The following is a 23,306-nucleotide window of genomic DNA, read 5'->3' on the forward strand; positions in this document are numbered from 1 at the left end:
CATAGACTTACCTCCGGTAACCTTACTCCAGAGTAAGCACAACGCCACCTACACAGCCGTTGGGGAGACAGGACATGGCCGACCGCTATCTCAGCTTCACCGGCACCGCACCCGGCCGTTTCCTCACCCGCCGCCTCGGCCTGCCGCTCCCCGCGCAGCTGCGGCGCGACGCGCTCACCGGCGGCCTGCTGCACCTCACGGCCGGCAAGACGGACCTCGACCTCGCGTCCGTACTGGACCGCACGGGCCTCACCCAGGACACGGACGGGCACCCCGCCGCCGTCGTCCTCGACGCCACCGGCGTCCGCGACGTCGACGCGCTCGCCGAGGTGCACGCCGCCCTGCACCCCGTCGTACGGTCCGTCGCCACCAGCGGCCGGGTCGTGGTGCTCGGCGCCCCGCTCGACCCCGCCGACCACCACCAGGCCGCCGCACAGCAGGCGTTGGAGGGCTTCACCCGCTCGCTCGGCAAGGAGATCGGACGCGGCAGGACGGTCAACCTCGTCCGCCTCACCGACGCGCCCGCCGCCGGGTCCACCCTGCGCTTCCTCCTCTCCCCCGCCTCCGCCTACGTCAGCGGCCAGGTGATCGAGGTCGGCCCCACGTCCGGCTCCCCCACCACCGCACCCGACGCCCCGGAACTGCCCCTCGCCGGGCGCACCGCGCTGGTCACCGGCGCCGCGCGCGGCATCGGCGCGGCCGTCGCCGGGACCCTGGCCGGGCGGGGCGCCCGGGTCGTCGTCCTCGACGTGCCGCAGGCCGAGCAGGAGGCGCGCCGGCTCGCCGAACGCCTCGGCGGCACCGCCCTCGCCCTCGACATCACGGCCGCCGACGCGGGCGAGCGCATCGCCGCCGCCGTGCCCGGCGGGCTGGACGTCCTGATCCACAACGCGGGCATCACCCGCGACCGGCGCCTGGCCAACATGCCCGCCGAACGCTGGAGTTCCGTCCTCGACGTCAACCTCGCGAGCGTCCTGCGCACCACGGACGCGCTGCTCGCGGCGGGGGCGGTCAACCGGGACGGCCGGATCGTGGCGACGGCCTCCATCGCGGGGCTCGCGGGCAACGCGGGGCAGACCAACTACGGCGCCAGCAAGGCGGGGATCGCCGGCCTGGTCCGCGCCCTCGCGCCGCGCGCGCTCGCCGAGCACGGCGTGACGGTGAACGCGGTGGCGCCGGGCTTCATCGAGACGAAGATGACGGCGGCGGTCCCGCTGTTCATCCGCGAGGCCGGCCGCCGCATGAACTCCCTCGGCCAGGGCGGCCTTCCGGTGGACGTCGCCGAGACCACCGCCTGGCTCGCGCACCCGGCCTCGGGCGCGGTCAACGGCCAGGTCGTACGGGTCTGCGGCCAGAGCCTGCTGGGGGCGTGATGACACCCCCGGCCGGCTCGCCCGCATCCCCCGACTCGCCCGCCCCGCCCACCTCGACCGGCACACTCACCCGCCTGCCCTCCCTCCCACCGCTCCTCCTGCGGGGCGCCCTGCTCTCGCCCCTCAAACGCCCCCGCCCGGACGCGGACTTCTCCCGCACCCGGCTGGTACTGCCCGGCCTGCGCGTGGACCTCGCGCGGCTGGCGGCGTACGAGAGGGTGTGCGGCTTCCCGACCGGCGCGGACGCGCTGCCCGTGACGTACCCGCACGTACTGGGCTTCCCCGTGGCCATGCGCCTGATGAGCGGGCGGGACTTCCCGCTGCCACTGCTCGGGCTCGTCCACACGTCGATCGGCATCACCCGGCGGGCCGCCATGCCCGCGACCGCCGAGTACGAACTCACCGCATACGTCGAGGACCTGACCTCGCACCGGCGCGGCACCGAGGCCGCGGTGGTGACGGAGCTGCGGACCGGCGGCGGGACCGAGCCGGTGTGGGAGTCGCGCAGTACGTATCTGGCGCGGCACCGGGTGGACGGCAGCGCGGCGCCGCAAGGTCCCGAACCGGCCGCCACGGACCGGCAGGACCAGGACCCGGCCACCCCGGACCCGCAAGACCACACCCCGGCCACCCCGCACACCGAGCCGCTGCCCGTCCGGGCCGAGTGGCGCCTCGCCGGTGACATCGGGCGGCGTTACGGTGCCGCCTCCGGTGACCGCAACCCGATCCACCTGCACCCGCTCACCGCCCGCCTGTTCGGCTTCCCGCGGGCCATCGCGCACGGCATGTGGACCGTGGCCCGCTGCCTCGCCGAGCACGGGACGCCGGACGCGGCCGTGGTGCGGACCCGGTTCCGGGCACCGGTGCTGCTGCCGGGGACGGTGACGTACGGGGCCGAGGACGGGCGGTTCGAGCTGCGGGGCGGGGACGGGCAGCGGCTGCACCTGTCCGGGGAGATCGGTCCCTACCCGGCCTGAACCGGGACCGCCGGGGCCTCCGGCTCCGAGGAGGCGAGCTCGGCGTCGGTCTCCTCCGGTGGTGTCCAGGGCCGGCCCGCCATCAGGTCGCCCAGCCCCGCCCAGGCGAAGTTCATCAGGGTCGCCGCCGCCTGCTTGGCGGTGACGCCCTCGGTGGCGCCGGCCCAGTCGGCGAGCGACTCGGCCGCGCCGACCAACGCCTCGGCCAGCCCCGCGACCTCCCCCTCGGGCAGGTGCGGGCGGCCGTGCGCCTCCCGTGCTGCGGCCGCGATCAGCTGGGTCACGAACGCGACGATGTCCTCGCGCATCGCCGCGACCTCGGCGGCGAACCGCTCGCCGTGGGTGCGGGCGTGGAGGTGCAGCACCCGCCAGGCGTCCTGGTTGCGCGCGGTGTGGGTGAAGAACGCCCGCAGCCCCGACCAGAGTTGTCCGTCGGCGGGCAGTCCCGGCCGTACACCGGCGCGCACGGCCTCGGTGAGGGCCCGCGCCTCGCGGCGGACGCAGGCGCTGAAGAGGTCGTCCTTCGAGTTCAGGTACAGGTACACCAGCGGCTTGGAGACACCGGCCAGTTCGGCGATCTCGTCCATCGACGCCGCCATGTACCCGCGTTGTCCGAAGATCCGCACGGCGGCGTCCAGCATCTGCTGCTCACGGACCGCCCGCGGCATCCGCTTGGTCTTCCCTGCACCCATACGCATCAGCGTACGGTCCGCGCGGCGGTGATCAGGCCGTCCGTGCTCCGGCGGCCTCCCAGGCCGCCTCGATCATCCGGAAGATCTCGTCCACCGCCGCCCGGGGGTCGTCGGCCTCACGGGCCAGCGCGTGGGCGTCGACGACGAACCTGGCGATCGCCCGGCAGGCCGTCGTGGTCCGCGGCAGGCCGAGGTCGGCGGCGACGGCCGCCGCCAGCGACTCCGCGTGGCGCAGCCTCATCGACTCCTCGTACTGCCGCAGCGCGGGTGACGCGTCGATCATGCGCCAGACCGGGGCGGCTTCGGGCGCCGCGCAGTGCGCCACCAGAGCGTGCACCTCGCGGCGCAGCGCGGGCATGAGCGGCTCGTCCGGTGCCCGGCCGGTGACGGCCTCGGTGAGGCGCCGCTCGAAGTCCGTGTCCCGCTCGAACACCAGGGCCTCTTTGGCGGCGAAGTGGGAGAAGAGCGTGGTGACGGCCACGTCGGCCTCGGCGGCCACGTCCCGGATGCCCACCGCGTCGTACCCGCGCTCCAGGAAGAGCCGCAGGGCGGTGTCGGCGATCTTCTGCCGGGTCGCGGCCTTCTTGCGCTCACGGCGTCCGGTCGGCACGGTCATGCGCCAAAGCTACCAGGTGCGAAACTGCAACTGTTCCAAAACACTAACCGTTAGTGTTACGGTCTGCCGCATGAAGAAAGTGAGCTTCGCCGAGTTCGGCGGCCCGGAAGTCCTCCAACTCCTGGACGCCGAGGAGCCCCACGCGGGCCCCGGTCAGGTACGCGTCGCCGTGCGGGCGGCGGGCGTGAACCCCGTCGACTGGAGGCTCCGTGAGGGCCAGGTCCTGGGGGCCCATCCGATCGAGCTGCCCGCGGGTGTCGGGCTGGACGCCGCCGGGGTGGTGGACGAGGTCGGCGAGGGCGTCGACGGTGTCGAGGCCGGTGATCCGGTGTTCGGCGAGGGCGCCGACACCTACGCCGAGTTCGCCGTGCTGTCGGCCTGGGCCCGGATGCCCGAGGGCCTGACGTTCGAGGAGGCGGCCGGGTACCCGTCCGTCGTGGAGACCGCGCTGCGCGTCATCCGCGAGGTCCGGGTGCGGCCCGGCCAGACGCTGCTGGTCAGCGGCGCGTCCGGCGGAGTCGGATCGGCGGTGCTGCAGATCGCCCGCGCCCGCGGCATCGCGGTGATCGGCACGGCCGGTGCCGCCAACCAGGACTACCTGCGGGAGCTGGGCGCCGTCCCCACGACGTACGGCGAGGGCTGGGTCGAGCGGGTGCGCGGGCTCGGCCACGTCGACGCGGCGCTCGACCTGGCCGGCTCCGGGGTGATCCGCGAGCTCGTCGAGCTGACCGGGGACCCGCGGCGGGTGGTCTCCATCGCCGACCTCGGCGCGCCGGAGTTCGGCGTCCGGTTCTCCGGCACGGCCGGGAGCGTGCCGGAAGCGCTCGCCGAGGCGGTCGACCTGATCACGCGGGGCAGGCTCCACATCCCGGTCGAGAAGGTGTACCCGCTCACCGATGCCGCCGCGGCGCACATCGACAGCCAGGCCGGACACGCGCGCGGGCGCCGAGTCCTGGTCGTCTGACGGCAGCCGTGCGGCGACAGGTCACCACGGTGGGCGCGGACACGCGGGGCACACTCCACACCCCGGTCGAGAGGTCGCACCCACTCACCGATGCCGCCGCGGCGCACATCCACAGCCAGGCCGGACACGCGCGCGGGCGCCGAGTCCTGGTCGTCTGACGGCAGCCGTGCGGCGACACGTCGCCGCGGTGGGCGTGTGCGCGGGAACGGGCCGGCCCCCTCCCGGTGCGAGTCGCATCGGGAGGGGGCCGGCCCGTGGGCATGCCGGGTGGCGGTCAGGCGACGGCCGGAACCGGCTCCGACACCTGCTTCTCCTGCTCCCGCTCCGGCTCGTCGATCGGCGAACTGTGCGCCTCGTCGTAGGCCTTGCGGTCGAGCAGTCCCTCGCGGGCGGAGACGATGACCGGGACGAGCGCCTGGCCCGCGACGTTCGTCGCCGTGCGCATCATGTCCAGGATCGGGTCGATCGCGAGGAGGAGGCCGACGCCCTCCATGGGCAGGCCCAGCGTGGACAGGGTCAGGGTCAGCATCACCGTGGCGCCGGTGAGGCCGGCCGTGGCGGCGGAGCCGACCACCGAGACGAAGGCGATCAGGAGGTAGTCGCCGACGCCGAGGTCGATGCCGAAGATCTGCGCGACGAAGATCGCGGCGATCGCCGGGTAGACCGCGGCGCAGCCGTCCATCTTGGTCGTCGCGCCGAACGGCACGGCGAAGGACGCGTACTCCTTCGGGACGCCGAGGCGCTCGGTGACCTTCTGGGTCAGCGGCATGGTGCCGACGGACGAGCGGGAGACGAAGGCCAGCTGGATCGCGGGCCAGGCGCCCTTGAAGAACTGGAGCGGGTTGAGCTTGGCGACGGTGGCGAGCAGCGCCGGGTAGACCACGAACATCACGATGGCGCAGCCGACGTAGATGTCGGCGGTGAAGGTGGCGTACTTGCCGATGAGGTCCCAGCCGTAGGTGGCGATGGCCTTGCCGATGAGGCCGATCGTGCCGATCGGGGCGAGGCGGATGACCCACCACAGGGCCTTCTGGAGAAGTTCGAGGACGGACTCGCTCAGGTTGAGGATCGGCTGGGCCTTCTCGCCGAGCTGGAGGGCGGCGATACCGGCGACGGCGGCCATGAAGACGATCTGCAGGACGTTCAGCTCGGTGAACGGCGTGATGACGTCGGTCGGCACGATGCCGGTCAGGAAGTCGATCCAGGAGCCGGTGTTCTCGGGCTTGGCGCCGTCGGCCGGGGTGAGACCGGTGCCGGCGCCGGGGTTGGTGACCAGGCCGATGACGAGGCCGATGGCCACCGCGATCAGCGATGTGATCATGAACCAGAGAAGGGTGCGGGACGCCAGGCGGGCCGCGTTGTTGACCTTCCGCAGGTTGGTGATCGACACCAGGATCGCGAAGAAGACGAGCGGTGCGACGGCCAGCTTCAGCAGGCCGATGAAGATGTCACCGACCTTCTCCAGGGTGGTGACCAGCCAGGATATGTCCTGGCTGCGGGCCAGCCAGCCCAGCAGGACACCGAGGACGAGACCGGCGAGTATCTGGGCCCAGAAGGGCACCTTGAAGGTCTTCTTGGCCGGGGACCCGGCGGAAGGCTTCGCGGGCGATGAAGTGGACACGGACAGACTCCGTAGGGGGACGGGACGCGGGGATACGGACGCGCAGGGCTGACGTGGAGAACGACGGGATGAGGGGGAACGTCAGGGGCGACAGTTCGCGGACGCGCACCGACAGAGGTCCACGTGCAGGCGCGCCACGAGCGCGAGGCTCGGGGGTGTGTGGGGCGCGGCTGCGTGCTTCATGCACACGACTTTAACACCCGTGCTTTGGGACCCCCAAAGCCTTTCTTTGAGAGGTGGGAAGCGGCTGCTGCCCGTAAAACGCAGATCGCCCCGGTTTCCAGCGAATTGCGGAAACCGGGGCGTACGTGTGCGTGACGGACGTTACGAGGTCTGGCCCTGCGCCCGCGTCGAGTCGTCGGCGACGTCCTCCTGGCCGCGGTTGGCGTCCAGGTTGGCCTTCATGCGGTCCACTCGGTTCACGACCTGCACCGAGGCCCGGTCCCGCTCCTTGCGCAACGCGACGTAGCTGATGGGGGCGGAGATCAGCAGGGCGAGCAGGATGATCCACATGCCGTTGGAGTCGCCGAGCCCGCGCGGGAACACGCCGACGTAGACGAGTCCCCAGACGGCTACGAGGCAGCCGACGAAGATCCCGAGGCGCATCAGCGTGTAGCGGAGCATCTCAATCCACTCTTCCGTTTCTGGCACAAAGAGGCACTGTCCAGTGAAGCATGCCGGGCCTCCGGTCCCGCATGGGGGTCGGTTCAGGTCAGCGGCAGCAGCATGAAGACGTCGTCCCGGTCGTCGCCGGGCGCCACCCGGATCGCGCCGGGCACCCGGCCGACCTCCTTGTAGCCGCAGGACTCGTAGAACCGCTCCAGGCCGAGGCCGCCCCGGCAGGTGAGCCGGATCGCCTCGACGCCGTCGAGGGTGCGGGCCGCGTCCGCGGCGGCGGCCATCAGGTCCCGGCCGTAGCCCCGGCCCTGGTGACGCGGGTGGACCATCACCGTGTAGAGCCACAGCCAGTGGGTCATCAGCCGGTGGGTGTTCAGGGTGAGGAACGCGGTGGCGGCCACCCTGCCGGTCCCGTCGCGTCCGACGAGGAGGCGGGTACGGCCCTCGGCCATGGCGACCATGTGCTTGACCAGCTCGGGGCGGATGTCCTCCCGGGTCGCCGGCGGGACGAAGCCCACGGAGCCGCCCGCGTTGGTGACGTCGGTCCACAGGTCGAGTACGCCGTCGCGCAGGTCCGGGGTGAGGGCGGGATCGAGGGTGAAGGTAAGGGACACGTGCCCATCGTAACCATTACGCGAGTGCCTGGGTCGCCACTTTCAGATCGGAGACCAGGCCTTGGTAGGCCCCGTCCCGGTCCTCGGCCCGCAGCACCGCCGACGGGTGCACGGTCGGCACCAGCCGTTCCGGACGCCCGTGGATCTCCTCCTCCAGCACCGTGCCGCGCACCTGCGTGACCCGGAACGAGGAGCCGAGCAGCGCCTTGCCGGCCGTCGCGCCGAGCACCACGATCAGTTCGGGCTCCACCTGGGCCAGCTCGGCGGCCAGCCAGGGCCCGCAGGCGGTCGTCTCGCGCAGGGTGGGCGCCTTGTGGATGCGGCGCTTGCGGGGTTCGGCCCGCGTGAACTTGAAGTGCTTGACGGCGTTCGTGACGTAGGCGTCCGCCGGGTCGAGGCCGGCCTCCGCCAGCGCCCGGTCGAGGAGCCGGCCGGCGGGGCCGACGAAGGGTTCGCCCTGCCGGTCCTCCTGGTCACCGGGCTGCTCACCGACGAGCATGAGACGAGCGGTCGCCTTGCCGGCGCCGAAGACTGTCTGGGTGGCGTCCCTGTGCAGGGGGCAGCCGCGGCAGCCCGCGGCGGCTTTGCGGAGGGCGGGGAGGCCGCCGCGCCTTGGAACGAAGGGTTCGGCAGTGTAAGCGTCCTCGGTACCGGCCATGCGGTGCGGGTACCCGCCGTTGTCCTGCGGACCCGTGCCGGGTGCGGCTGGGTGGGGGGTTGCTCGCGCAGTTCCCCGCGCCCCTTGAGTACGTGCGCTGAACGCCCCTGAAAGGGGCGCGGGGAACTGCGCGACCAGCCCCCACGCGCCCGCACCCGAAGAACAACCGGAAACGTCACACCCGCATCGGCTGCGGAGACTCCCGGCGCCCCGCGTCGGGACCGTCGTACTCCCGAAGGACCTCGTACCGCGTGTTCCGTTCCACCGGCCGGAACCCGGCGTCGCGGATCAGGTCGAGCAGGTCCTGGCGCGTCAGCTTGTTCGGCGTGCCGAAGTCGTCCGCGTCGTGCGTGATCTTGTACTCGACGACCGAGCCGTCCATGTCGTCGGCGCCGTGCTGCAGGGCCAGCTGCGCGGTCTGGACGCCGTGCATGACCCAGAAGACCTTGACGTGCGGGACGTTGTCGAACAGCAGTCGCGACACCGCGAACGTCTTCAGCGCCTCCGCGCCGGTCGCCATCTGCGTACGGGCCTGGAGGCGGTTCCTGACCTTGCCGTCCTTCAGGTCCACGAAGTCGTGCTGGTAGCGCAGCGGGATGAAGACCTGGAAGCCGCCCGTCTCGTCCTGGAGCTCGCGCAGCCGCAGCACGTGGTCCACGCGGTGGCGCGGCTCCTCGATGTGGCCGTAGAGCATGGTGCACGGGGTCTTCAGACCCTTCTCGTGCGCCAGGCGGTGAATGCGCGACCAGTCCTCCCAGTGGGTGCGGTGGTCGACGATGTGCTGCCGCACCTCCCAGTCGAAGATCTCGGCGCCGCCGCCGGTCAGGGACTCCAGACCGGCGTCGATCAGCTCGTCGAGGATGTCGGAGGCGGACATCCCGGAGATGGTCTCGAAGTGGTGGATCTCGGTGGCCGTGAAGGCCTTGAGCGACACGTCCGGCAGCGCGGCCTTCAGCTCCCGCAGTGAGCGCGGGTAGTAGCGCCACGGCAGGTTCGGGTGCAGGCCGTTGACGATGTGCAGCTCGGTGAGGTTCTCGCCCTCCATCTCCTTGGCGAGCTTCACCGCCTCCTCGATGCGCATCGTGTACGCGTCCTTCTCCCCCGGCTTGCGCTGGAAGGAGCAGTACGCGCAGGACGCGGTGCACACGTTGGTCATGTTGAGGTGGCGGTTGACGTTGAAGTGGACGACGTCGCCGTTCAGCCGCGTCCGCACCTCGTGCGCGAGGCCGCCGAGCCAGGCCAGGTCGTCCGACTCGTACAGCGCGATGCCGTCCTCGCGGGTCAGCCGCTCCCCGGAGCGGACCTTCTGCTCCAGCTCCCGCTTGAGCCCGGCGTCCATGCGATACCTCTTTCTGAGACTGACTCGTAAACCGTACGCCCCGGCTACTGGACCTCTTCCGGCAGCTCGCCCACCCGGTTCTCCCACTTGGTGGAGAGCACGATGGTGGTACGGGTCCTGGAGACGCCCTTGGTGCCCGACAGGCGCCGGATGATGCTCTCCAGGCCGTCCACGTCGGCCGCGCGCACCTTGAGCATGTAGGAGTCGTCGCCGGCGATGAACCAGCAGTCCTCGATCTCCCGCAGCTCCCGCAGCCGCTGCGCCACGTCCTCGTGGTCGGCCGCGTCGGAGAGCGAGACGCCGATGAGGGCGGTGACGCCGAGGCCGAGCGAGGCGGCGTCCACGGTGGCCCGGTAGCCGGTGATGACACCGGCCGCCTCCAGCCGGTTGATGCGGTCGGTGACGCTGGGTCCCGACAGTCCGACGAGGCGCCCCAGCTCCGCGTACGAGGCCCGGCCGTTCTCCCTCAGGGCCTGGATGAGCTGCCTGTCCACCGCGTCCATGCGATCGAAGCCTTCCACTGAAGAGTTCTGAAGATGTGGGTAACAAACGTGTGGGGGGAGGTGGTGCTCAGGTGGTGGGGCGGGCCCCGCCGAGGTCGCCGCTCCAGCGGCGGTAGAGGCCGTGCCCGACGCCCGCCGCGTCGAGGACGCGTCCGGCGACGAAGTCGACCAGGTCCTGGATGTGTGTCGCCCCCGCGTAGAAGGCCGGCGAGGCGGGCACCACGATCGCGCCCGCGTCGTCCAGTGTCACCAGGTGCCTGAGGGTCCGGCCGTCCAGCGGGGTCTCCCGTACGGCCACGACCAGTGTGCGGCGCTCCTTCAGGGTCACGCTCGCCGACCGCTGCAACAGGTCCTTCGACAGCCCGAGGGCGACACCCGCCACGCAGGCCGTCGACGCGGGCACGATCAGCATGCCCTTGACGGGGTACGACCCGGAGGACGGCCCGGCCGCGAGGTCACCCGCGCTCCAGTGCCGTACCCGGTCGCCACAGACGTCCACGTCGAACGTGTCCGGCTTGCCGTCGGCCCCGCGCGCGAGCCAGGCGCGCAGGTCGTCCCGCCAGTGGGCGTCGCGGAAGGAGATGCCGGTCTCGTCGAGCAGGGTGAGCCGCGAGGCCCGGCTGACCACCAGGTCGACGCTCTCGCCGGCGGCGAGCAGCGCACGCAGCACCGCTGCCGCGTAGGGCGTACCGGACGCCCCCGACACCCCCACGATCCAAGGCGTGCGCTGCGTCTGTCCTGGCTTCATGATGCCGAGCCTAGTCGCAGGCTCAGGGTTTCAGACCGTGAGCCCCCGCACCAGCAGGTCGAGCAGCGCGCACACGAACAGGGCGATGCCGATGAAGCCGTTGACCGAGAAGAACGCCCTGTTCAGCCGGGACAGATCCGTCGGCCGCACGATGGTGTGCTCGTAGACGAAGGCACCGGCGACGATCAGCAGGCCGAGCCAGAAGAAGACACCGGCGCCGGTGGCGACGGCGTACCAGACGAACAGGGCCGTGGTGACGGTGTGGCAGGCGCGGGCGCCCCAGATCGCGGCCGGGACGCCGAAGCGGGCCGGGACCGACTTCACGCCGACCTGCCGGTCGGTCTCGACGTCCTGGCAGGCGTAGATCAGGTCGAAGCCGCCGATCCAGATGCCGACCGCGAGGCCGAGGATCACGGCCTCCCAGGACCACTCACCGGTGATCGCCAGCCAGCCGCCGATCGGGCCCATGGCCTGCGCGAGACCCAGGATGGCCTGCGGGAAGTTCGTGAACCGCTTGCCGTACGGGTAGACCACCATGGGGACGACGGCGATGGGGGCGAGGGCGAGGCAGAGCGGGTTGAGCAGGGCCGCCGCGCCCAGGAAGACGACCAGGGCGATCAGCGCGCCGGTCCAGGCGTGCTTGACCGACATGGCGCCGGTGACCAGTTCGCGGTGGGCGGTGCGCGGGTTGCGGGCGTCGATCTCGCGGTCGATGATCCGGTTGACCGCCATCGCGAAGGTGCGCAGGCCGACCATGGCGACGGTGACCAGGAGCAGCCGGCCCCAGTGGATGTTCTCGTCCCACTCGTACATCGCGGTGAGGGCGGCGATGTAGGCGAAGGGCAGGGCGAAGACCGAGTGCTCGATCATCACCAGGCGCAGGAACGCCTTGGTGCGCCCCGGCTGCTGCGGCAGCGCGGCGGAAGCCGACGTCACAGTCCGTACTCCTTCCAGCGGCGGTCGACCTTCGCCGCCGTCTCCGGGTCGGACAGCACCATGTCCGGCCAGCCCCCGTCCCGCGTGTACCCCTCCTCGGGCAGCTTCTTCGTGGCGTCGATGCCGGCCTTGCCGCCCCAGAACTGCTGGTAGGAGGCGTGGTCGAGGTGGTCGACCGGGCCTTCGACGACGGTGAGGTCACGGGCGTAGTCGGTGTTGCCGAGGGCCCGCCAGGCGACCTCGTGCAGGTCGTGGACGTCGCAGTCGGAGTCGACGACCACGATCAGCTTGGTCAGGGACATCATGTGGGCGCCCCAGATGGCGTGCATCACCTTCTGGGCGTGCTTGGGGTACTTCTTGTCGATCGAGACGATCGCGCAGTTGTGGAAACCGCCGGCCTCGGGAAGGTGGTAGTCCACGATGTCCGGGACGATGATCTTGAGGAGCGGGAGGAAGAAGCGCTCCGTGGCCCGGCCCAGCGGGCCGTCCTCCGTCGGCGGCCGCCCGACCACGATCGACTGGAGCAGCGGACGCTTCCGCATCGTCACGCAGTCGATCTTCAGGGCGGGGAAGGGCTCCTGCGGGGTGTAGAAGCCGGTGTGGTCGCCGAAGGGGCCCTCGGGGAGCATCTCGCCGGGCTCCAGCCAGCCCTCGATGACGACCTCGGCCTGCGCGGGGACCTGGAGGGGGACGGTCTTGCAGTCGACCATCTCGATCCGCTTGCCCTGCAGGAACCCGGCGAACAGGTACTCGTCGATGTCGCCGGGCAGCGGGGCGGTGGAGGCGTACGTCACGGCGGGCGGGCAGCCGAAGGCGATGGCGACGGGCAGCCGCTCACCCCTCCTGGCCGCCACCTGGTAGTGGTTCCGGCTGTCCTTGTGGATCTGCCAGTGCATGCCGATGGTGCGCTTGTCGTGGCGCTGGAGGCGGTAGAGGCCCAGGTTGCGGATGCCCGTCTCCGGGTCCTTGGTGTGGGTGAGCCCGAGGTTGAAGAAGGAGCCGCCGTCGTCGGGCCAGGTGAAGAGCGCGGGGAGCCGGTCGAGGTCCACGTCGTCGCCGGTGAGGACGACCTCCTGGACCGGCGCGCTGTCGCCCTTGACCTTCTTCGGCGGTACGTGCGTCATCGCGCCGAGCTTGCCGAAGGCCTCGCGCATGCCGACGAAGCCCTGCGGCAGCTCGGGCTTCAGCAGCCCGCCGATCTTGTCCGAGATGTCGGAGTACGACTTCAGACCGAGGGCCTTGAGCAGGCGCCGGTCGGTACCGAAGACGTTCATCGCGAGGGGCATGTCGGAGCCCTTCACGTTCTCGAAGAGCAGGGCGGGACCGCCGGCCTTGTTCACCCGGTCGACGATCTCCCCGACCTCCAGGTACGGGTCCACCTCGGCCTTGACGCGCTTGAGGTCGCCCTCGCGGTCCAGAGCCCTGAGCAGGGAGCGAAGATCGTCGTAAGCCATGCGGTCCAGTATCCCCGAGCGGCTACCCTGGGCCTGTACCGACCCTGTACCCCACCGCTTTCGCTGGAGAGGCTCCATGCTTCGGGTGCTGATGTTCCTGATCCCACTGGCATTGAGCGTCTACGCGTTCATCGACTGCATCAGCACGAAGGACAGCGACATCCGGCACATGCCGAAGCCGCTGTGGGCGATCCTGGTGCTGCTCTTCCCGCTGGTGGGCTCGATCTCCTGGCTCATCGCCGGCAAGAAGCGGCAGGCGTCGGGCGCGTCGCCGTGGCAGGGCGGCGGGCGGCGGCAGTTCGTCGCGCCGGACGACAATCCGGAGTTCTTGAAGTCCCTGGGCGACCAGCCCGGCGACGCGGACGAGGGCCGGGGCGAGACCGGCCCGCGGGACACCGGCCGGACCGGCTCCGAAGACGAAGAGGACCGCAGGGGCGACAAGCGGGACGAGGCCTGAGCCTTCCCGATCCTTTCCGCCGTCAGATCCTGGTCCAGCGCTGGGAGGCGGAGCCGGTGCAGGTCGTGGTCGTCAGACCGATCCTGGACGCCCGGCGGTTGAGGTCGAGGCAGCCCCCGGTGGTGAGGTTCCTGAGCGAGCCGCCGGCCCCCTCCTTCCACTCTCCCCCCGCCTGGCCGCAGGCGGCCCTGATGAGCCAGGCGTTCGCGCTCCTGGAGTGGATGCAGTCGGCCGTTCCCACGTTGAGCATCCTGAAGGCGCCGTCCGAGGTGCTCTGGAAGCGGAAGACGGCGAGGTCGCCGGAGCAGTTCCCGTCGTCGATGGGGCGGCCGACGTACATGCACTTTCCGCTCGACCCGTTCTTCAGCATGAACGTGCCCGACGGGGCCCCGCCGCCCCCGGAACCGCCGTCCCCGGAACCGCCGCCGTCGGAACCGCCCGACCCGGACCCGGAGGACCCACCCGAACCGGACGAGCCTCCCGTGCTCGACGATCCGCCCGAACCTGAGGACCCGCCGGACCCGGAGGAGCCGCCGGAGCCGGAGCCCTCGCCGACCGCCCCTCCCACGACAGCCGCGTCCCCGCCCCCGCCGGGCGCGGCGCCGCCGTCGTCCTTCTCGCCGCCCTTGCCCTTGCCGCCCCCGCCCTTCTCCTTCTCCTCCTCCTTCTCCTTCTCCTTCTCGTCGCCGGGGCTGCCGGAAGCGGAGGCGCTCGGCCCGGACGTGCCGGTGGCGGAGTCCTCGGGGCCCGGGACGGCGGAACCGGTGGCTGTGGGCGGTGCACCCGCGTTCCGGCCCTTGTCCGAGTCGTCCATCACGTAGGGCAGCAACGTGAGACCGAGCGTGGTCCCCGTCACGACGACCGGCACCACGAACGCCAGGACCTTCGTACGGCCGCGCCGCTCACGCTTCTCGGGCTGCCCGCCCGGGACCACGGCCGGCAGGGACGGTGCCTCCTCGTGCGGCTCGGGCGGTTCCCCCGGCTCCGGAACCGTCGAGGCGAAGGCCGCCCGCTCGGCCAGCGGGCCGCTCACCGCCTCGGGCCAGAACGGTGCGGTGAAAGGCCCGTGCCGCTCCGCGATCTCCACCAGTCCGGCCGCCGTCGGCCGGCCCTCGTGGTCCTTGTCGAGGCAGGACGCGACGACGTCGGCCAGCTCGGCGTCCAGGTCCCGCAGCGGCTGGAGGTCGGGCTCCTCGTGCACGATGCGGTACAGCACGGCGTGCCCGGACTCGTCGCCGAAGGGCGGCCGGCCGGAGGCCGCGTACGCGAGGACAGAGCCCAGCGCGAACACGTCGACGACGCCGCTGGACGCCCGTTTCCCGGATGCCTGCTCGGGCGACATGTAGGCGGGCGTGCCCACCACCATGCCGGTCCTGGTCAGCTGGCTCTGCTCGGCGGCCCGGGCGACGCCGAAGTCGATGAGGGTGAGGCCGTCCAGGGTCAGCATGACGTTGGACGGCTTCAGATCCCGGTGCACCATGTCCAGGGCGTGCACCGACGCCAGCGCTCTGGCGGCCTCGCGCAGGATCAGCCACAGTGCCTCGGCGGGCAGAGGGCCGTGCAGGTCGACGGCCTCGCGCAGGGTGATGCCGGGCACGTAGGCGGTGGCGAACCACGGCGGCCGGGCGTCCCGGTCTCCCGCGAGCAGCGGCGCGGTGGCCTCGTCGGGCAGCCGGGAGAGGTTGTCCAGCTCGTGTCCGAAGCGGCGCAGGAAGTCCTTGTCCTCGCCGGCGACCGAGGGCAGCACCTGCTTGACGGCCGCGTACCGTCCCTCGTGGACGCCGAGGTAGACGCGGCCCATACCACCGGCCCCGAGCCGTCCCAGCAGCGGGATCGGTCCGATCCGGCGCGGGTCGTCGTCCTCCAACGGCTCGGCACCACTGCCCGTGAGGCCGGATACGGCTTCCCCGCTCAACTCTCTCCCCGTTCACCTGTCGCCGCGAGCGCCCGTGGGCCGTCACGGCACTCACGGGAAGCTACATCTTTAGCACGGCGCCCCCAAGTACGGTGCTGTATAGGTCTGGTGAAATGGCGTCACCTCGCCGGGGTGAAGAAGTTGACCAGGTTGCCGTCGGGGTCGCGGAACAGGAACGCACGGTTGCCCCAGGGCATCGTCGTGGGCTCCTTGACGATGTCGTCCACGAAGCCGGCCAGGTTGCGGTGCACGCCGTCCACGTCGTCGACGCGGAACTCGATGATGACGCTGCGGTTGTCGGCCGGGTGGGCGGAGCCGGGGGCGAAGAGCGGCACCGTCCGGGTGCCGCCGATCGCGAGGGTGCCGGAGCCGGTACGGATTTCGGCGAAGTCCCTCGGTGGCCCAGTTCGCGCGGATACCGGTGGCGCGTTCGTAGAAGTCGACGAGGCGGGCGACGTCGCCGGTGATGACGCGGATCGAGACGAGGTTCATGGGTGGGCTCCTGTTCGGCCGGGTCTTTCGTGACCGCACGCTAGGAGCGATGTAGGTCACCGGCCGACCGCCGTGGCCGCGGCGACGGTGAGACAGGGGCGCCCGGTACCGCGCTCGCCGCGTACACGGCGGGCAGCGCGTACGCCAACCACCTGGACGCCGAGACCGGCACGATCGCCCCGGGCTACCTCGCGGACCTCGTGGTCCTCGACCGGGACCCGTTCGCCGGGCCCGCGGAGGAGATCGGGGCGACCCGGGTGGCGGAGACCTTCGTGGGCGGGCGGCGGGTGTACGGGTGAGCCTCCGGCTACCGCAGGGTCACTCGTCTTCGAAGATCGCCTCGGCCGTGGGCGCGGTGACGGCTCGGGCGAGCCAGTGGCGGAGGACCTCGGGGTCACCGCAGGCCGTGATGCGTCCGCGCACGTCGTCGGAGACGTCGAGGCCGCGCTGCTCCAGGACGATGAGGATGTCCTCGGCGCCTCGCTGGGCTCGGCCCTCGTCCCGGATCTCTTCGGAGATGTACGACTTGTAGAAGGAGAGGTCCACGGCCACCAGGTTCCTCCAGAGGCGATTGGCCGGGCGGTTGCCCAGGCCCTGTGCGGTGAATTCGATGATGGGGTCCGCGACGTCTTCCGGCGCGTCCCGCAACGCGGTGGACAGGGTCTTCAGTATCTCATTGATGACCGGTTCGGCAGCGTGTGTGATGGCCGCCAGGCTGGCAAGGGCCAGGTCGGCGCGGGCCTCCTCCGGATCGGTGATCACCGGCATGTTGTGCGGGCCGGCGACCACGGGCCGCAGGGTGAGGGTGGGCAGTTGGGGCGGTCCGCTGCTCACCGCCCGCTGGGCCCATTTGGCCGTGGTGTGGTCCTGGCAGACGACCAGGAGGGCTGCGGGCAGCCGGTACTTCGTCCACAGGTACGCGACGTAGTACGCCCAGCTCGCCGGCTTGTCCGGGTCCCTCTTTCCCTGGGCCTCGACGGCCAGGAGGAACGGGCCCTGTTCCGCGGTCTCGAAGCGCAGCAGCGTGTCCACGCGGCGTTCGACGGGGTCGGTCTCGGTGAGGTCGGTCGGCAGGGCTGTCGCCCCGATGGGTCTGGGGACGTCGATGCCGAGGAAGCCTGAGACACGGCTGAAGAGTCCCGGGTCGTGCCGGAAGATGCGGTGCATCGCCTCGTGGGACGAGCTGACCATGGGCGTCCTTGCTGCTTGCTGGTTGCTGGTTCAGGAGTGACGGGCGGCTGTCGCGCGGCAGTCGCGGCAGCGGTCCTCCGTTTCGGGGGCGCGGAAGCCTCGGTCACAGCCGTCGCAGTTGCGCACCGGGTGGCGGACGGGTGGGGGCGTGTCGGTCACCGGGGTGGCGCGGAACGGTGCCGGGGGTGGCAGCCGGTCGGTGAGGCGGTGGGCCAGGAGGGCGGCCGGGCGGTGCAGGGGCTCGTCGGGCAGGCCTGCGGTCAGGGCGTGGCGTACGGCTGTGGAGCGGATGTCCCGCTCCAGCCAGGCGGCGACGCCGGGTGCCAGGTGGGCGGTGTCGGTGGCGGAGAGCACCAGCCGGGAGTCGTGTCGTCGCAGGTCGGCGAGGAGGTCGACGGCGGTCTGGAGGAGCGCGGGGGCCTTGCAGCTGGGCTGCGGTACGGCGGGGAGCGCCTTGCGTCCCGTACGGCGAGGGTGGGCCGCGCGCTCGGCCCTTGCCGGACGCGGCTGCGGAGCGGGGCAGTCGACGCCCGCTGCCCGGCGCCGGGGCCGGGGATCGTTGCAGGAGACGGTACGGGTGAGGATGCGGCCGTCGGCCGAACGCTCGCGGTCCCGGCGGAGGTAGCCGTACTCCTCCAGCTCGCGCAGGGCGGCGCTGATTCGGGTCGCGCCCTCCTTGAAGCGGGCGGCCAGGCTCTTGATGTCCACGGGGGTGCCGCCGCGCACCGACTGGATGTACAGGCCCAGGCCGATCGCCAGCAGGGAGAGGTGCGGGTGCTGGGCCAGGTGGTTGCCGACCACCGTGAAGTTGGCGGTGTGGCGGACGTGCTCGTGGATGACACCGGAACAGGGACGCTTGCCGTCAACGACGGACTGAGCGCGCGAGGGCGCGGTAAGGTCGGAAGTACCCATCAGGAAGCTCTTCTCTTCCTCGTTGGTCAGGCCCTCGTGGGGATCGCTAGTCCCCCCGGGGGCTGACATATGTCAGCGGTTAATGCGCTGAGCGTAAGGGAGTTGGGGCCCACCAAAGCCAGCCCAACCGGCGATGTTCACCCAGGCGAGTGAGTCGACGCCGGGCGCGACGGGAGGGAGGGGTGGGGCTTGGTCGGGTACTTTCTCTCCCAGGGGTACTTCTTGGTTGGTCGCCGGAGTTACCGCAGCACGAAGAAGCGGGTTGCGGTGAACGCGGACCAGGCGGCGCGGCCGACGACCAGGACCGGGCCGTCAGGGTTCTTGCTGTCGCGGACGGGGACGACGCCGGGGAAATCTGGGGCTACCTCGATGCAGTTGCCGCCGTTGTCGCCGCTGTAGCTGCTCTTGATCCAGGTCGCCGCGCTGAACTCGTGCCTGTCCATCCTGCTGGTACCCCTCCAACGCGTCACTGATCAGAGCGGCGGACTCGGGAGCTGACGGAGCATCCGCCCTGAGCACATCGTACGTCTGACTGTGCCTCCTGAAGAGGGCCGGATCGTCGATGAAGTGCCCTCGGTCCAGCGACTCCGAGTACACCCACCGCTGCCCGTTGGGAAGCTCGATCAACGACATGGAGGCGTTGGGCCGAATCAGTGCTGATAGGTCCGCAGGGGCAATCTGTACACGGATGTTGGGACGACGCCCGATGGCCAGCAGGTGTGCGCACTGACCGTGCATGACCGCCGGGCCACCGATGACGGTGCGCAGGCAACTCTCGTCCAGCACGGCGTGGTACGCCGGGCCGCCTCCATCGAGTAGCCGCCGCTGACGGCTCATACGAGCCCGCACGCGTTCCTCCGCCTCGTCGGGGCCGACCACCCGCAGGAACAGGGCACGGGCGTACTCCTCGGTCTGCAACAGCCCCGGGAAGACGCGGTCCTGGTACTCCCGCAGAACCACCGCCTGCGCGTCCATGTCGGCCCGCCGCTGGAACCAGTCCGGATGCTCCACCGCCGGATACCAGTCGATCCGCCCCCACAACCTCCCCAACACCCCACCCGCACCCAGCAACTCGTCGCACACCTTCGCGAACGTGTCCTGCGGGACCCGCGACCCCGCCTCCACCCGCGCCACGTGCGAGCGGTCGCACGGGATGCGCACCGCCAGTCCCTCCTGCGTGAGCCCGGCGGCCTCCCGGAAGTGCCGCAGTACCTCGCCGAACACGGCGGCCGTACTCGCCCCCGACCCCTCGGCGTTGCGTCGCCCCACGGTCCCCGCCTCCCCTTCGTGACAGTGCGCCAGTGTCACGCGTCGAGCATTGATACCGACGATTCCCGTGAGTAACCCTCGTTACACCCAGAGTCACGGAGAGGTGGAGCCGATGGAACGCGACGAGCGGCTGAGCGCGGCGGTGCGGGCGGCCAACGACCGTTCGCTGAACGACTTGTTGACGGCGCGGACCCTGGTGTCCCTGCCGCCACCGCCCGAACCGGTGCCCGACTGCGAACCCTGCGCGGAACTGGCCGGCCTGCGCGCCCACGCCCGAGCCGTCGGTGACGGCAGCGCCGAGACCGACGCCGATGTGCTGCTGTCCCGGCACCAGCGGCGGGACCACGGCGAGCGCCGGGTCTTCCGGTACGTACCGTTCACGATCGTCCAGGACCAGTCCGCCCTCCCGGAGTACCAGGCCCGCTGCGTGGCCGGCGACGACGCGGACTGCGGAGCCACTTCGGGACCGTGCCCGACCCCGACGGACGTCGAGGAATGGCAGCGCAGGCACACCCAGGAGACCCGGCACACCCGCTACCGGCGCTGCTTCGCGGACTACGCGGTACTGGAGTGCCGGCTCTGAGCACCGCGCATAAGCTGCGGGCCGATGAACACCGACGACCGCCGCCGCCGTCTCCGTACCGTCGACCTGGCCCGCCCGGCAGGGCTGTCGACGCAGCAGATCCGCAACTACGAGGACGCGGGCATCCTTCCCCCGGCCGGGCGGACCGAGTCCGGGTACCGGGTCTTCGGCGAGCGGCACCGGCAGGCGCTGCTGACGTACCGGGCGTTGCGGCCGGGGTACGGGCCGGTGACGGCGACGCGGGTCATGCGGGCCGTGCACGAGGGGGACGTTCCCGGTGCGCTCGCCCTCGTCGACGCCGCGCACGCCGCCCTGCACGAGGAGCGGGTCTCGCTGCGGGCCGCGCGCGAGGCGCTGGAGGCGCTTGCCGGGCAGGGTGCGGAAGCGGTGACGGGCTCCGGTGGTCTGCGCATCGGTGAGGTGGCCGCGCTGGTCGGCGTACGGACGTCCGCGCTGCGGGTGTGGGAGGCGGCGGGGCTGCTCGCGCCCGCGCGGGAGCGGGGCACGGAATACCGCGTGTACGGGCCCGCCGACGTGCGCGACGCACGGGTCGTGCGCACGCTGCGCCGCAGTCACTACCTGTTCGACCAGATCCGGCCCGTCCTGGACGGCCTGCGTAGGGAGGGCGGCGGCGAGGCGCTGCGGACGGCGATCGCCGCCCGGGAGCAGGCGATCACCGCCCGCACGCGGGCCGCCCTCGACGGTGCCGGCCGGCTGCACACGTATCTGACTTGCACCGAGGGCACCCTGCGTGGTTAATGGATCACTCACTGACGGCTCATCAGCCGACGGAGGGTCAGGAGAGCGATGGAGAGCACCCCGCACCAGGAGTTCCAGCCACCGGGCGGCCAAGGATTCCAGCCACCCGTCCAGAGAACCCAGCCACCGGGTCAGTACGACATCCCTCCACCGCCCGCCGTGCCACCGCGGAGCGTACGGGCCATCGACCTCCAGGTCGGCAAGCGGCTGCTGTGGGTCGGCGCGGCGGCGTACCCCCTGCAGAACATCACCCGGGTCTACACCTTCACCATGACGCCCCGGCGCAAGGAAGCCACGCTGCGGTTCCTGAAGCGCACGGCGCTGATCCTGTCGGTGGCCTTCGCGCTGACGATCGTCGCCGGACTGACGGCGATCGCGGACAGCTCGACGGCGGGCGGCATCCTCACCCTCGTGTGGATAGGGGCCATCGCGGCGCTGGTGTTCAGCATCGTGGAGCTGTTCTCCGTGCTGACGGCACCGGCCCAGTACGTCCTGGCGGTGGAGACGTCCGGGCCGTCGATCGCGATGGTGACCAGTGCCGACCCGCACCACCTCGACCGGCTCGTCGCGCCCATCGTGCAGGCCATCGAGAACCCCGAGGCGGAGTTCCACGTCAAGGTGGAGCAGCTCCTGGTCAATCCCAAGAACTACTACTTCGGCGACAACGTCAACATGTACGGCGGATCTGGAAACGTAGGGGTGGGACACTCATGAGCGGCGACAACTACTACTTCGGCGACAGCGTCTCGATGCACGGCGGTCGCGGCAACACCGGCATCGTCAAGAACCAGGCGGCGCCCGCAGGGGCCGAGGCGTCGCCCGCGCTGGAGGCGGCGATCCAGCAACTCGTCGAGCTGGTGGGCGAGCTGCGCGCACAGGTGCCGCCGGCCAGCGCGCAGTCCATCGACGACTGCCTGCCGGACATCACCGCACCGACCGGTGTCGAGCCGCAGCAGCGGCACCGCGCGCTGATGGCGGTCGCGGGCATCGCCGCCACGGTGGGAGCGGTCGGCCAGCCCGTCGTCGAGGCCGTGAACAGCGTCCTGGCGCTGCTCGGCGGCTGACCGCGCGGCCCCCGTACCGCCGTTCGAGGGGCCATCCGTTTCGTTGAACCCTGCCGACACACCATGTGCGCGGTCGCGGGCACGGCATTCCCTTGGTCGGGTCTGTTACATCTGCGAACGGAGACCCCTCGTGCGACTGACCGACATCCACCGCTGCGAGATCCGGCCCGGGCGCCTCGTCGAGTGGACGCTCAGTCCGGCGACCGTCGAGGTCGCGGCAGGGCTGCCCGAGGACGCGCGGCCACCGGCGTACATCCAGGAGTCGCACATCCGGACGGCCCGGTCGGTGCGCGACGACGGTCTGTTCGTGCCGACCTGGCTGGGCGCGGCCTTCGACCTGCCGGGACCGGTCGACCTCGACGTGCTCCAGGAGGCGCTGCGCGCCTGGACCCTGCGGCACGAGACGCTGCGCAGCGGCTTCCGGTGGGGCGGCGCGGAGGGTGAGCAGATGCGGCGGTTCACCCTCGACGCGGACGCCGTGTCCCTGCACCGCGAGGACGTCGGCGACTTCCCGGACGCGACGGAACTGTCCCGTCACCTCCAGGACCGGTTCGACCGGGTCGCGGACGCGCTGAGCTGGCCCAACCTCATCTACACGGCGGTCGTCCGCGACGACGGCGTCAGCGTCTACATGGCCTTCGACCACAGCAACGTCGACGCCTACTCGATCTACCGCATCCCCGCCGAGGTCGAGGAGCTGTACGCGGCCGGTGTCGCCGGACGGACGGTGCCCCGGCCCCGGGTGGGGAGTTACGTCGACTTCTGCGAGGCCGAGCGGGCGGACGCCGACCGGATCGACGGCGGCCACGACATCGTCGCCCGCTGGCGGGAGTTCATCCGGCGCTGCGACGGGCGGCTGCCGTCCTTCCCCGTCGACCTCGGCCTGGAGCCGGGCGGCCCGCTGCCCGAGCAGAAGCTGCTGCGCGAGCCGCTGGTGGGCGCGGCCGACGCCGCCGCGTTCGAGGCGTACTGCCGTCCCTACGGCGGCAGCCTGGTCGGTGTCCTGGCCGCGACCGCCCTGGCCGTCCGTGAGATCGGCGGGGAGTCGGTCTACCGCACCGTCGTACCGTTCCACACCCGGTCGCGGTCGCAGTGGTCGGAGTCGGTGGGCTGGTACGTGGGCGGCGCGCCGATCGAGGTCCCGGTGACGGGCGCCGGCGACTTCGCGGGCGCCCTGCGCACCGTACGCGCCGAACTCCAGGCCAACCGGCGGATGTCCCGCATGCCGATCGACCGGGTGCTGCGCCTGCTCGGCACGGACTTCCGGCCGACCTCGCCCGACCTGTACTCGATCGTGTCGTACGTCGACGCCCGCGACGTCCCCGGCGCGGGCCACTGGTCGGACCAGACGGCGTACGCGCTGCTGCGGGTCTCGTACGGCGACCAGGTCTGCGCCTGGGTCACCCGGCTCCCGGAGGGCCTGTGGTTCGCCGCCCGCTACCCGGACACCGACGTCGCCCACAAGAACCTGAGCCTGTACGTGGAGCGGCTGCGGGACGTCGTCACGAGCGTCGCCCGCCGGCGCCCCTAGGGCACCGGCGGGGTCCTCCT

General features: G+C 71.5%; 26 protein-coding genes and 2 pseudogenes. 10 read left to right on the forward strand and 18 right to left on the reverse strand.

The features are described from left to right. Window positions 1–74 precede the first annotated feature (74 nt). On the forward strand, window positions 75–1,373 hold the full coding sequence (locus KUM03_RS04320) for a 3-oxoacyl-ACP reductase (protein ID WP_217245629.1): 1,299 nt from the start codon (window positions 75–77) through the stop codon (window positions 1,371–1,373). Further along, window positions 1,373–2,350, forward strand: a complete 978-nt coding sequence (locus KUM03_RS04325) for a MaoC/PaaZ C-terminal domain-containing protein (protein ID WP_217245630.1) — start codon at window positions 1,373–1,375, stop codon at window positions 2,348–2,350. Before KUM03_RS04320 ends, KUM03_RS04325 begins: the two co-directional genes overlap by 1 nt. On the opposite strand, the gene KUM03_RS04330 is transcribed toward KUM03_RS04325, so the two are convergent. Then, window positions 2,338–3,042 carry a TetR/AcrR family transcriptional regulator gene (locus tag KUM03_RS04330; RefSeq protein WP_254398775.1) on the reverse strand — a complete coding sequence of 235 codons (705 nt, stop codon included), beginning with the start codon at window positions 3,040–3,042 and terminating at the stop codon, window positions 2,338–2,340. The two genes, KUM03_RS04325 and KUM03_RS04330, sit on opposite strands and share 13 nt — an antisense overlap. Window positions 3,043–3,073: 31 nt before the next feature. Further along, on the reverse strand, window positions 3,074–3,658 hold the full coding sequence (locus KUM03_RS04335; protein ID WP_217245631.1) for a TetR/AcrR family transcriptional regulator: 585 nt from the start codon (window positions 3,656–3,658) through the stop codon (window positions 3,074–3,076). Between the two features lie 70 nt (window positions 3,659–3,728). Here KUM03_RS04335 and KUM03_RS04340 point away from each other — a divergent pair, with 70 nt between their 5' ends. After that, window positions 3,729–4,622, forward strand: coding sequence for an NADP-dependent oxidoreductase (locus tag KUM03_RS04340; protein ID WP_217245632.1), 894 nt, complete (start codon window positions 3,729–3,731; stop codon window positions 4,620–4,622). Window positions 4,623–4,896: 274 nt separating this feature from the next. Here the strand turns inward: KUM03_RS04340 and KUM03_RS04345 are convergent, their stop codons facing one another. From KUM03_RS04345 to KUM03_RS04385, 10 genes are all read right to left on the reverse strand, one after another. Then, a complete protein-coding gene (locus KUM03_RS04345; RefSeq protein ID WP_217245633.1) occupies window positions 4,897–6,243 on the reverse strand; it encodes a dicarboxylate/amino acid:cation symporter in 1,347 nt (448 codons plus the stop codon). Between the two features lie 81 nt (window positions 6,244–6,324). After that, a complete protein-coding gene (locus tag KUM03_RS39165) occupies window positions 6,325–6,426 on the reverse strand; it encodes a putative leader peptide (protein WP_328287003.1) in 102 nt (33 codons plus the stop codon). A 141-nt stretch (window positions 6,427–6,567) separates the two neighbouring features. Further along, window positions 6,568–6,867, reverse strand: coding sequence for a DUF4229 domain-containing protein (locus KUM03_RS04350; protein WP_217245634.1), 300 nt, complete (start codon window positions 6,865–6,867; stop codon window positions 6,568–6,570). An 83-nt stretch (window positions 6,868–6,950) separates the two neighbouring features. Then, a complete protein-coding gene (locus KUM03_RS04355) occupies window positions 6,951–7,475 on the reverse strand; it encodes a GNAT family N-acetyltransferase (protein ID WP_217245635.1) in 525 nt (174 codons plus the stop codon). A 16-nt stretch (window positions 7,476–7,491) separates the two neighbouring features. Continuing rightward, complete coding sequence (locus KUM03_RS04360; protein ID WP_217245636.1) at window positions 7,492–8,133, reverse strand: UdgX family uracil-DNA binding protein; 642 nt, start codon at window positions 8,131–8,133, stop codon at window positions 7,492–7,494. 175 nt (window positions 8,134–8,308) lie between these two features. Continuing rightward, the gene (mqnE, locus tag KUM03_RS04365; protein WP_217245637.1) at window positions 8,309–9,472 is read right to left on the reverse strand and encodes an aminofutalosine synthase MqnE; all 1,164 of its coding nucleotides are present in this window, start codon (window positions 9,470–9,472) and stop codon (window positions 8,309–8,311) included. 44 nt (window positions 9,473–9,516) lie between these two features. Continuing rightward, the gene (locus KUM03_RS04370) at window positions 9,517–9,975 is read right to left on the reverse strand and encodes an Lrp/AsnC family transcriptional regulator (protein WP_217245638.1); all 459 of its coding nucleotides are present in this window, start codon (window positions 9,973–9,975) and stop codon (window positions 9,517–9,519) included. Between the two features lie 67 nt (window positions 9,976–10,042). Then, window positions 10,043–10,723, reverse strand: a complete 681-nt coding sequence (locus KUM03_RS04375) for a UbiX family flavin prenyltransferase (protein WP_217245639.1) — start codon at window positions 10,721–10,723, stop codon at window positions 10,043–10,045. 30 nt (window positions 10,724–10,753) lie between these two features. Further along, window positions 10,754–11,659 (reverse strand): menaquinone biosynthesis prenyltransferase MqnP, encoded by a 906-nt coding sequence (gene mqnP / locus KUM03_RS04380; RefSeq protein WP_217245640.1) that lies wholly within the window; start codon window positions 11,657–11,659, stop codon window positions 10,754–10,756. Next, a complete protein-coding gene (locus KUM03_RS04385; protein ID WP_217245641.1) occupies window positions 11,656–13,113 on the reverse strand; it encodes a menaquinone biosynthesis decarboxylase in 1,458 nt (485 codons plus the stop codon). Before KUM03_RS04385 ends, mqnP begins: the two co-directional genes overlap by 4 nt. A 76-nt stretch (window positions 13,114–13,189) precedes the next feature. Here KUM03_RS04385 and KUM03_RS04390 point away from each other — a divergent pair, with 76 nt between their 5' ends. Beyond that, entirely contained in the window at window positions 13,190–13,570 is a 381-nt protein-coding gene (locus tag KUM03_RS04390) for a PLD nuclease N-terminal domain-containing protein (protein ID WP_217245642.1), read from the forward strand. Window positions 13,571–13,592: 22 nt separating this feature from the next. Here KUM03_RS04390 and KUM03_RS04395 read toward each other — a convergent pair whose 3' ends face one another. Together KUM03_RS04395 and KUM03_RS04400 are read right to left on the reverse strand one after the other, a co-directional pair. Further along, a complete protein-coding gene (locus KUM03_RS04395; protein WP_217245643.1) occupies window positions 13,593–15,485 on the reverse strand; it encodes a serine/threonine-protein kinase in 1,893 nt (630 codons plus the stop codon). A gap of 119 nt (window positions 15,486–15,604) precedes the next feature. Further along, window positions 15,605–15,977: pseudogene (locus tag KUM03_RS04400) on the reverse strand (VOC family protein). A gap of 83 nt (window positions 15,978–16,060) precedes the next feature. On the opposite strand from KUM03_RS04400, the pseudogene KUM03_RS04405 reads away from it, so the two are divergent. After that, window positions 16,061–16,276, forward strand: a pseudogene (locus KUM03_RS04405) (amidohydrolase family protein); the annotation flags it as partial. A gap of 19 nt (window positions 16,277–16,295) precedes the next feature. Here KUM03_RS04405 and KUM03_RS04410 read toward each other — a convergent pair. The 4 genes from KUM03_RS04410 to KUM03_RS04420 form a co-directional block, all read right to left on the reverse strand. After that, window positions 16,296–17,168 (reverse strand): hypothetical protein, encoded by an 873-nt coding sequence (locus KUM03_RS04410; RefSeq protein ID WP_217245644.1) that lies wholly within the window; start codon window positions 17,166–17,168, stop codon window positions 16,296–16,298. Window positions 17,169–17,198: 30 nt separating this feature from the next. Further along, window positions 17,199–18,080, reverse strand: coding sequence for a helix-turn-helix domain-containing protein (locus KUM03_RS04415; protein ID WP_217245645.1), 882 nt, complete (start codon window positions 18,078–18,080; stop codon window positions 17,199–17,201). Between the two features lie 239 nt (window positions 18,081–18,319). Beyond that, the gene (locus KUM03_RS38130) at window positions 18,320–18,451 is read right to left on the reverse strand and encodes a DUF397 domain-containing protein (protein WP_308406251.1); all 132 of its coding nucleotides are present in this window, start codon (window positions 18,449–18,451) and stop codon (window positions 18,320–18,322) included. Then, window positions 18,393–19,349, reverse strand: a complete 957-nt coding sequence (locus KUM03_RS04420; protein WP_308406252.1) for a helix-turn-helix transcriptional regulator — start codon at window positions 19,347–19,349, stop codon at window positions 18,393–18,395. The genes KUM03_RS38130 and KUM03_RS04420 overlap by 59 nt, the downstream gene beginning before the upstream one ends. Window positions 19,350–19,461: 112 nt before the next feature. Between KUM03_RS04420 and KUM03_RS04425 the strand changes: the two genes are divergently transcribed. The 5 genes from KUM03_RS04425 (at window position 19,462) to KUM03_RS04445 (ending at window position 23,286) form a co-directional block, all read left to right on the forward strand. Next, window positions 19,462–19,932 (forward strand): hypothetical protein, encoded by a 471-nt coding sequence (locus KUM03_RS04425; RefSeq protein WP_254398776.1) that lies wholly within the window; start codon window positions 19,462–19,464, stop codon window positions 19,930–19,932. 24 nt (window positions 19,933–19,956) lie between these two features. Next, the gene (locus tag KUM03_RS04430) at window positions 19,957–20,691 is read left to right on the forward strand and encodes a TioE family transcriptional regulator (protein WP_217245646.1); all 735 of its coding nucleotides are present in this window, start codon (window positions 19,957–19,959) and stop codon (window positions 20,689–20,691) included. A gap of 159 nt (window positions 20,692–20,850) precedes the next feature. Further along, window positions 20,851–21,405, forward strand: a complete 555-nt coding sequence (locus KUM03_RS04435; protein WP_308406250.1) for a DUF6232 family protein — start codon at window positions 20,851–20,853, stop codon at window positions 21,403–21,405. After that, window positions 21,402–21,755, forward strand: a complete 354-nt coding sequence (locus KUM03_RS04440; protein ID WP_217245648.1) for a hypothetical protein — start codon at window positions 21,402–21,404, stop codon at window positions 21,753–21,755. The genes KUM03_RS04435 and KUM03_RS04440 overlap by 4 nt, the downstream gene beginning before the upstream one ends. A 130-nt stretch (window positions 21,756–21,885) precedes the next feature. Then, window positions 21,886–23,286 carry a condensation domain-containing protein gene (locus tag KUM03_RS04445; RefSeq protein ID WP_217245649.1) on the forward strand — a complete coding sequence of 467 codons (1,401 nt, stop codon included), beginning with the start codon at window positions 21,886–21,888 and terminating at the stop codon, window positions 23,284–23,286. The last annotated feature ends 20 nt before the right edge of the window (window positions 23,287–23,306 follow it).

Origin of the sequence: Streptomyces sp. AC602_WCS936, from assembly GCF_019049125.1 — a bacterium.
GTDB lineage: Bacteria > Actinomycetota > Actinomycetes > Streptomycetales > Streptomycetaceae > Streptomyces.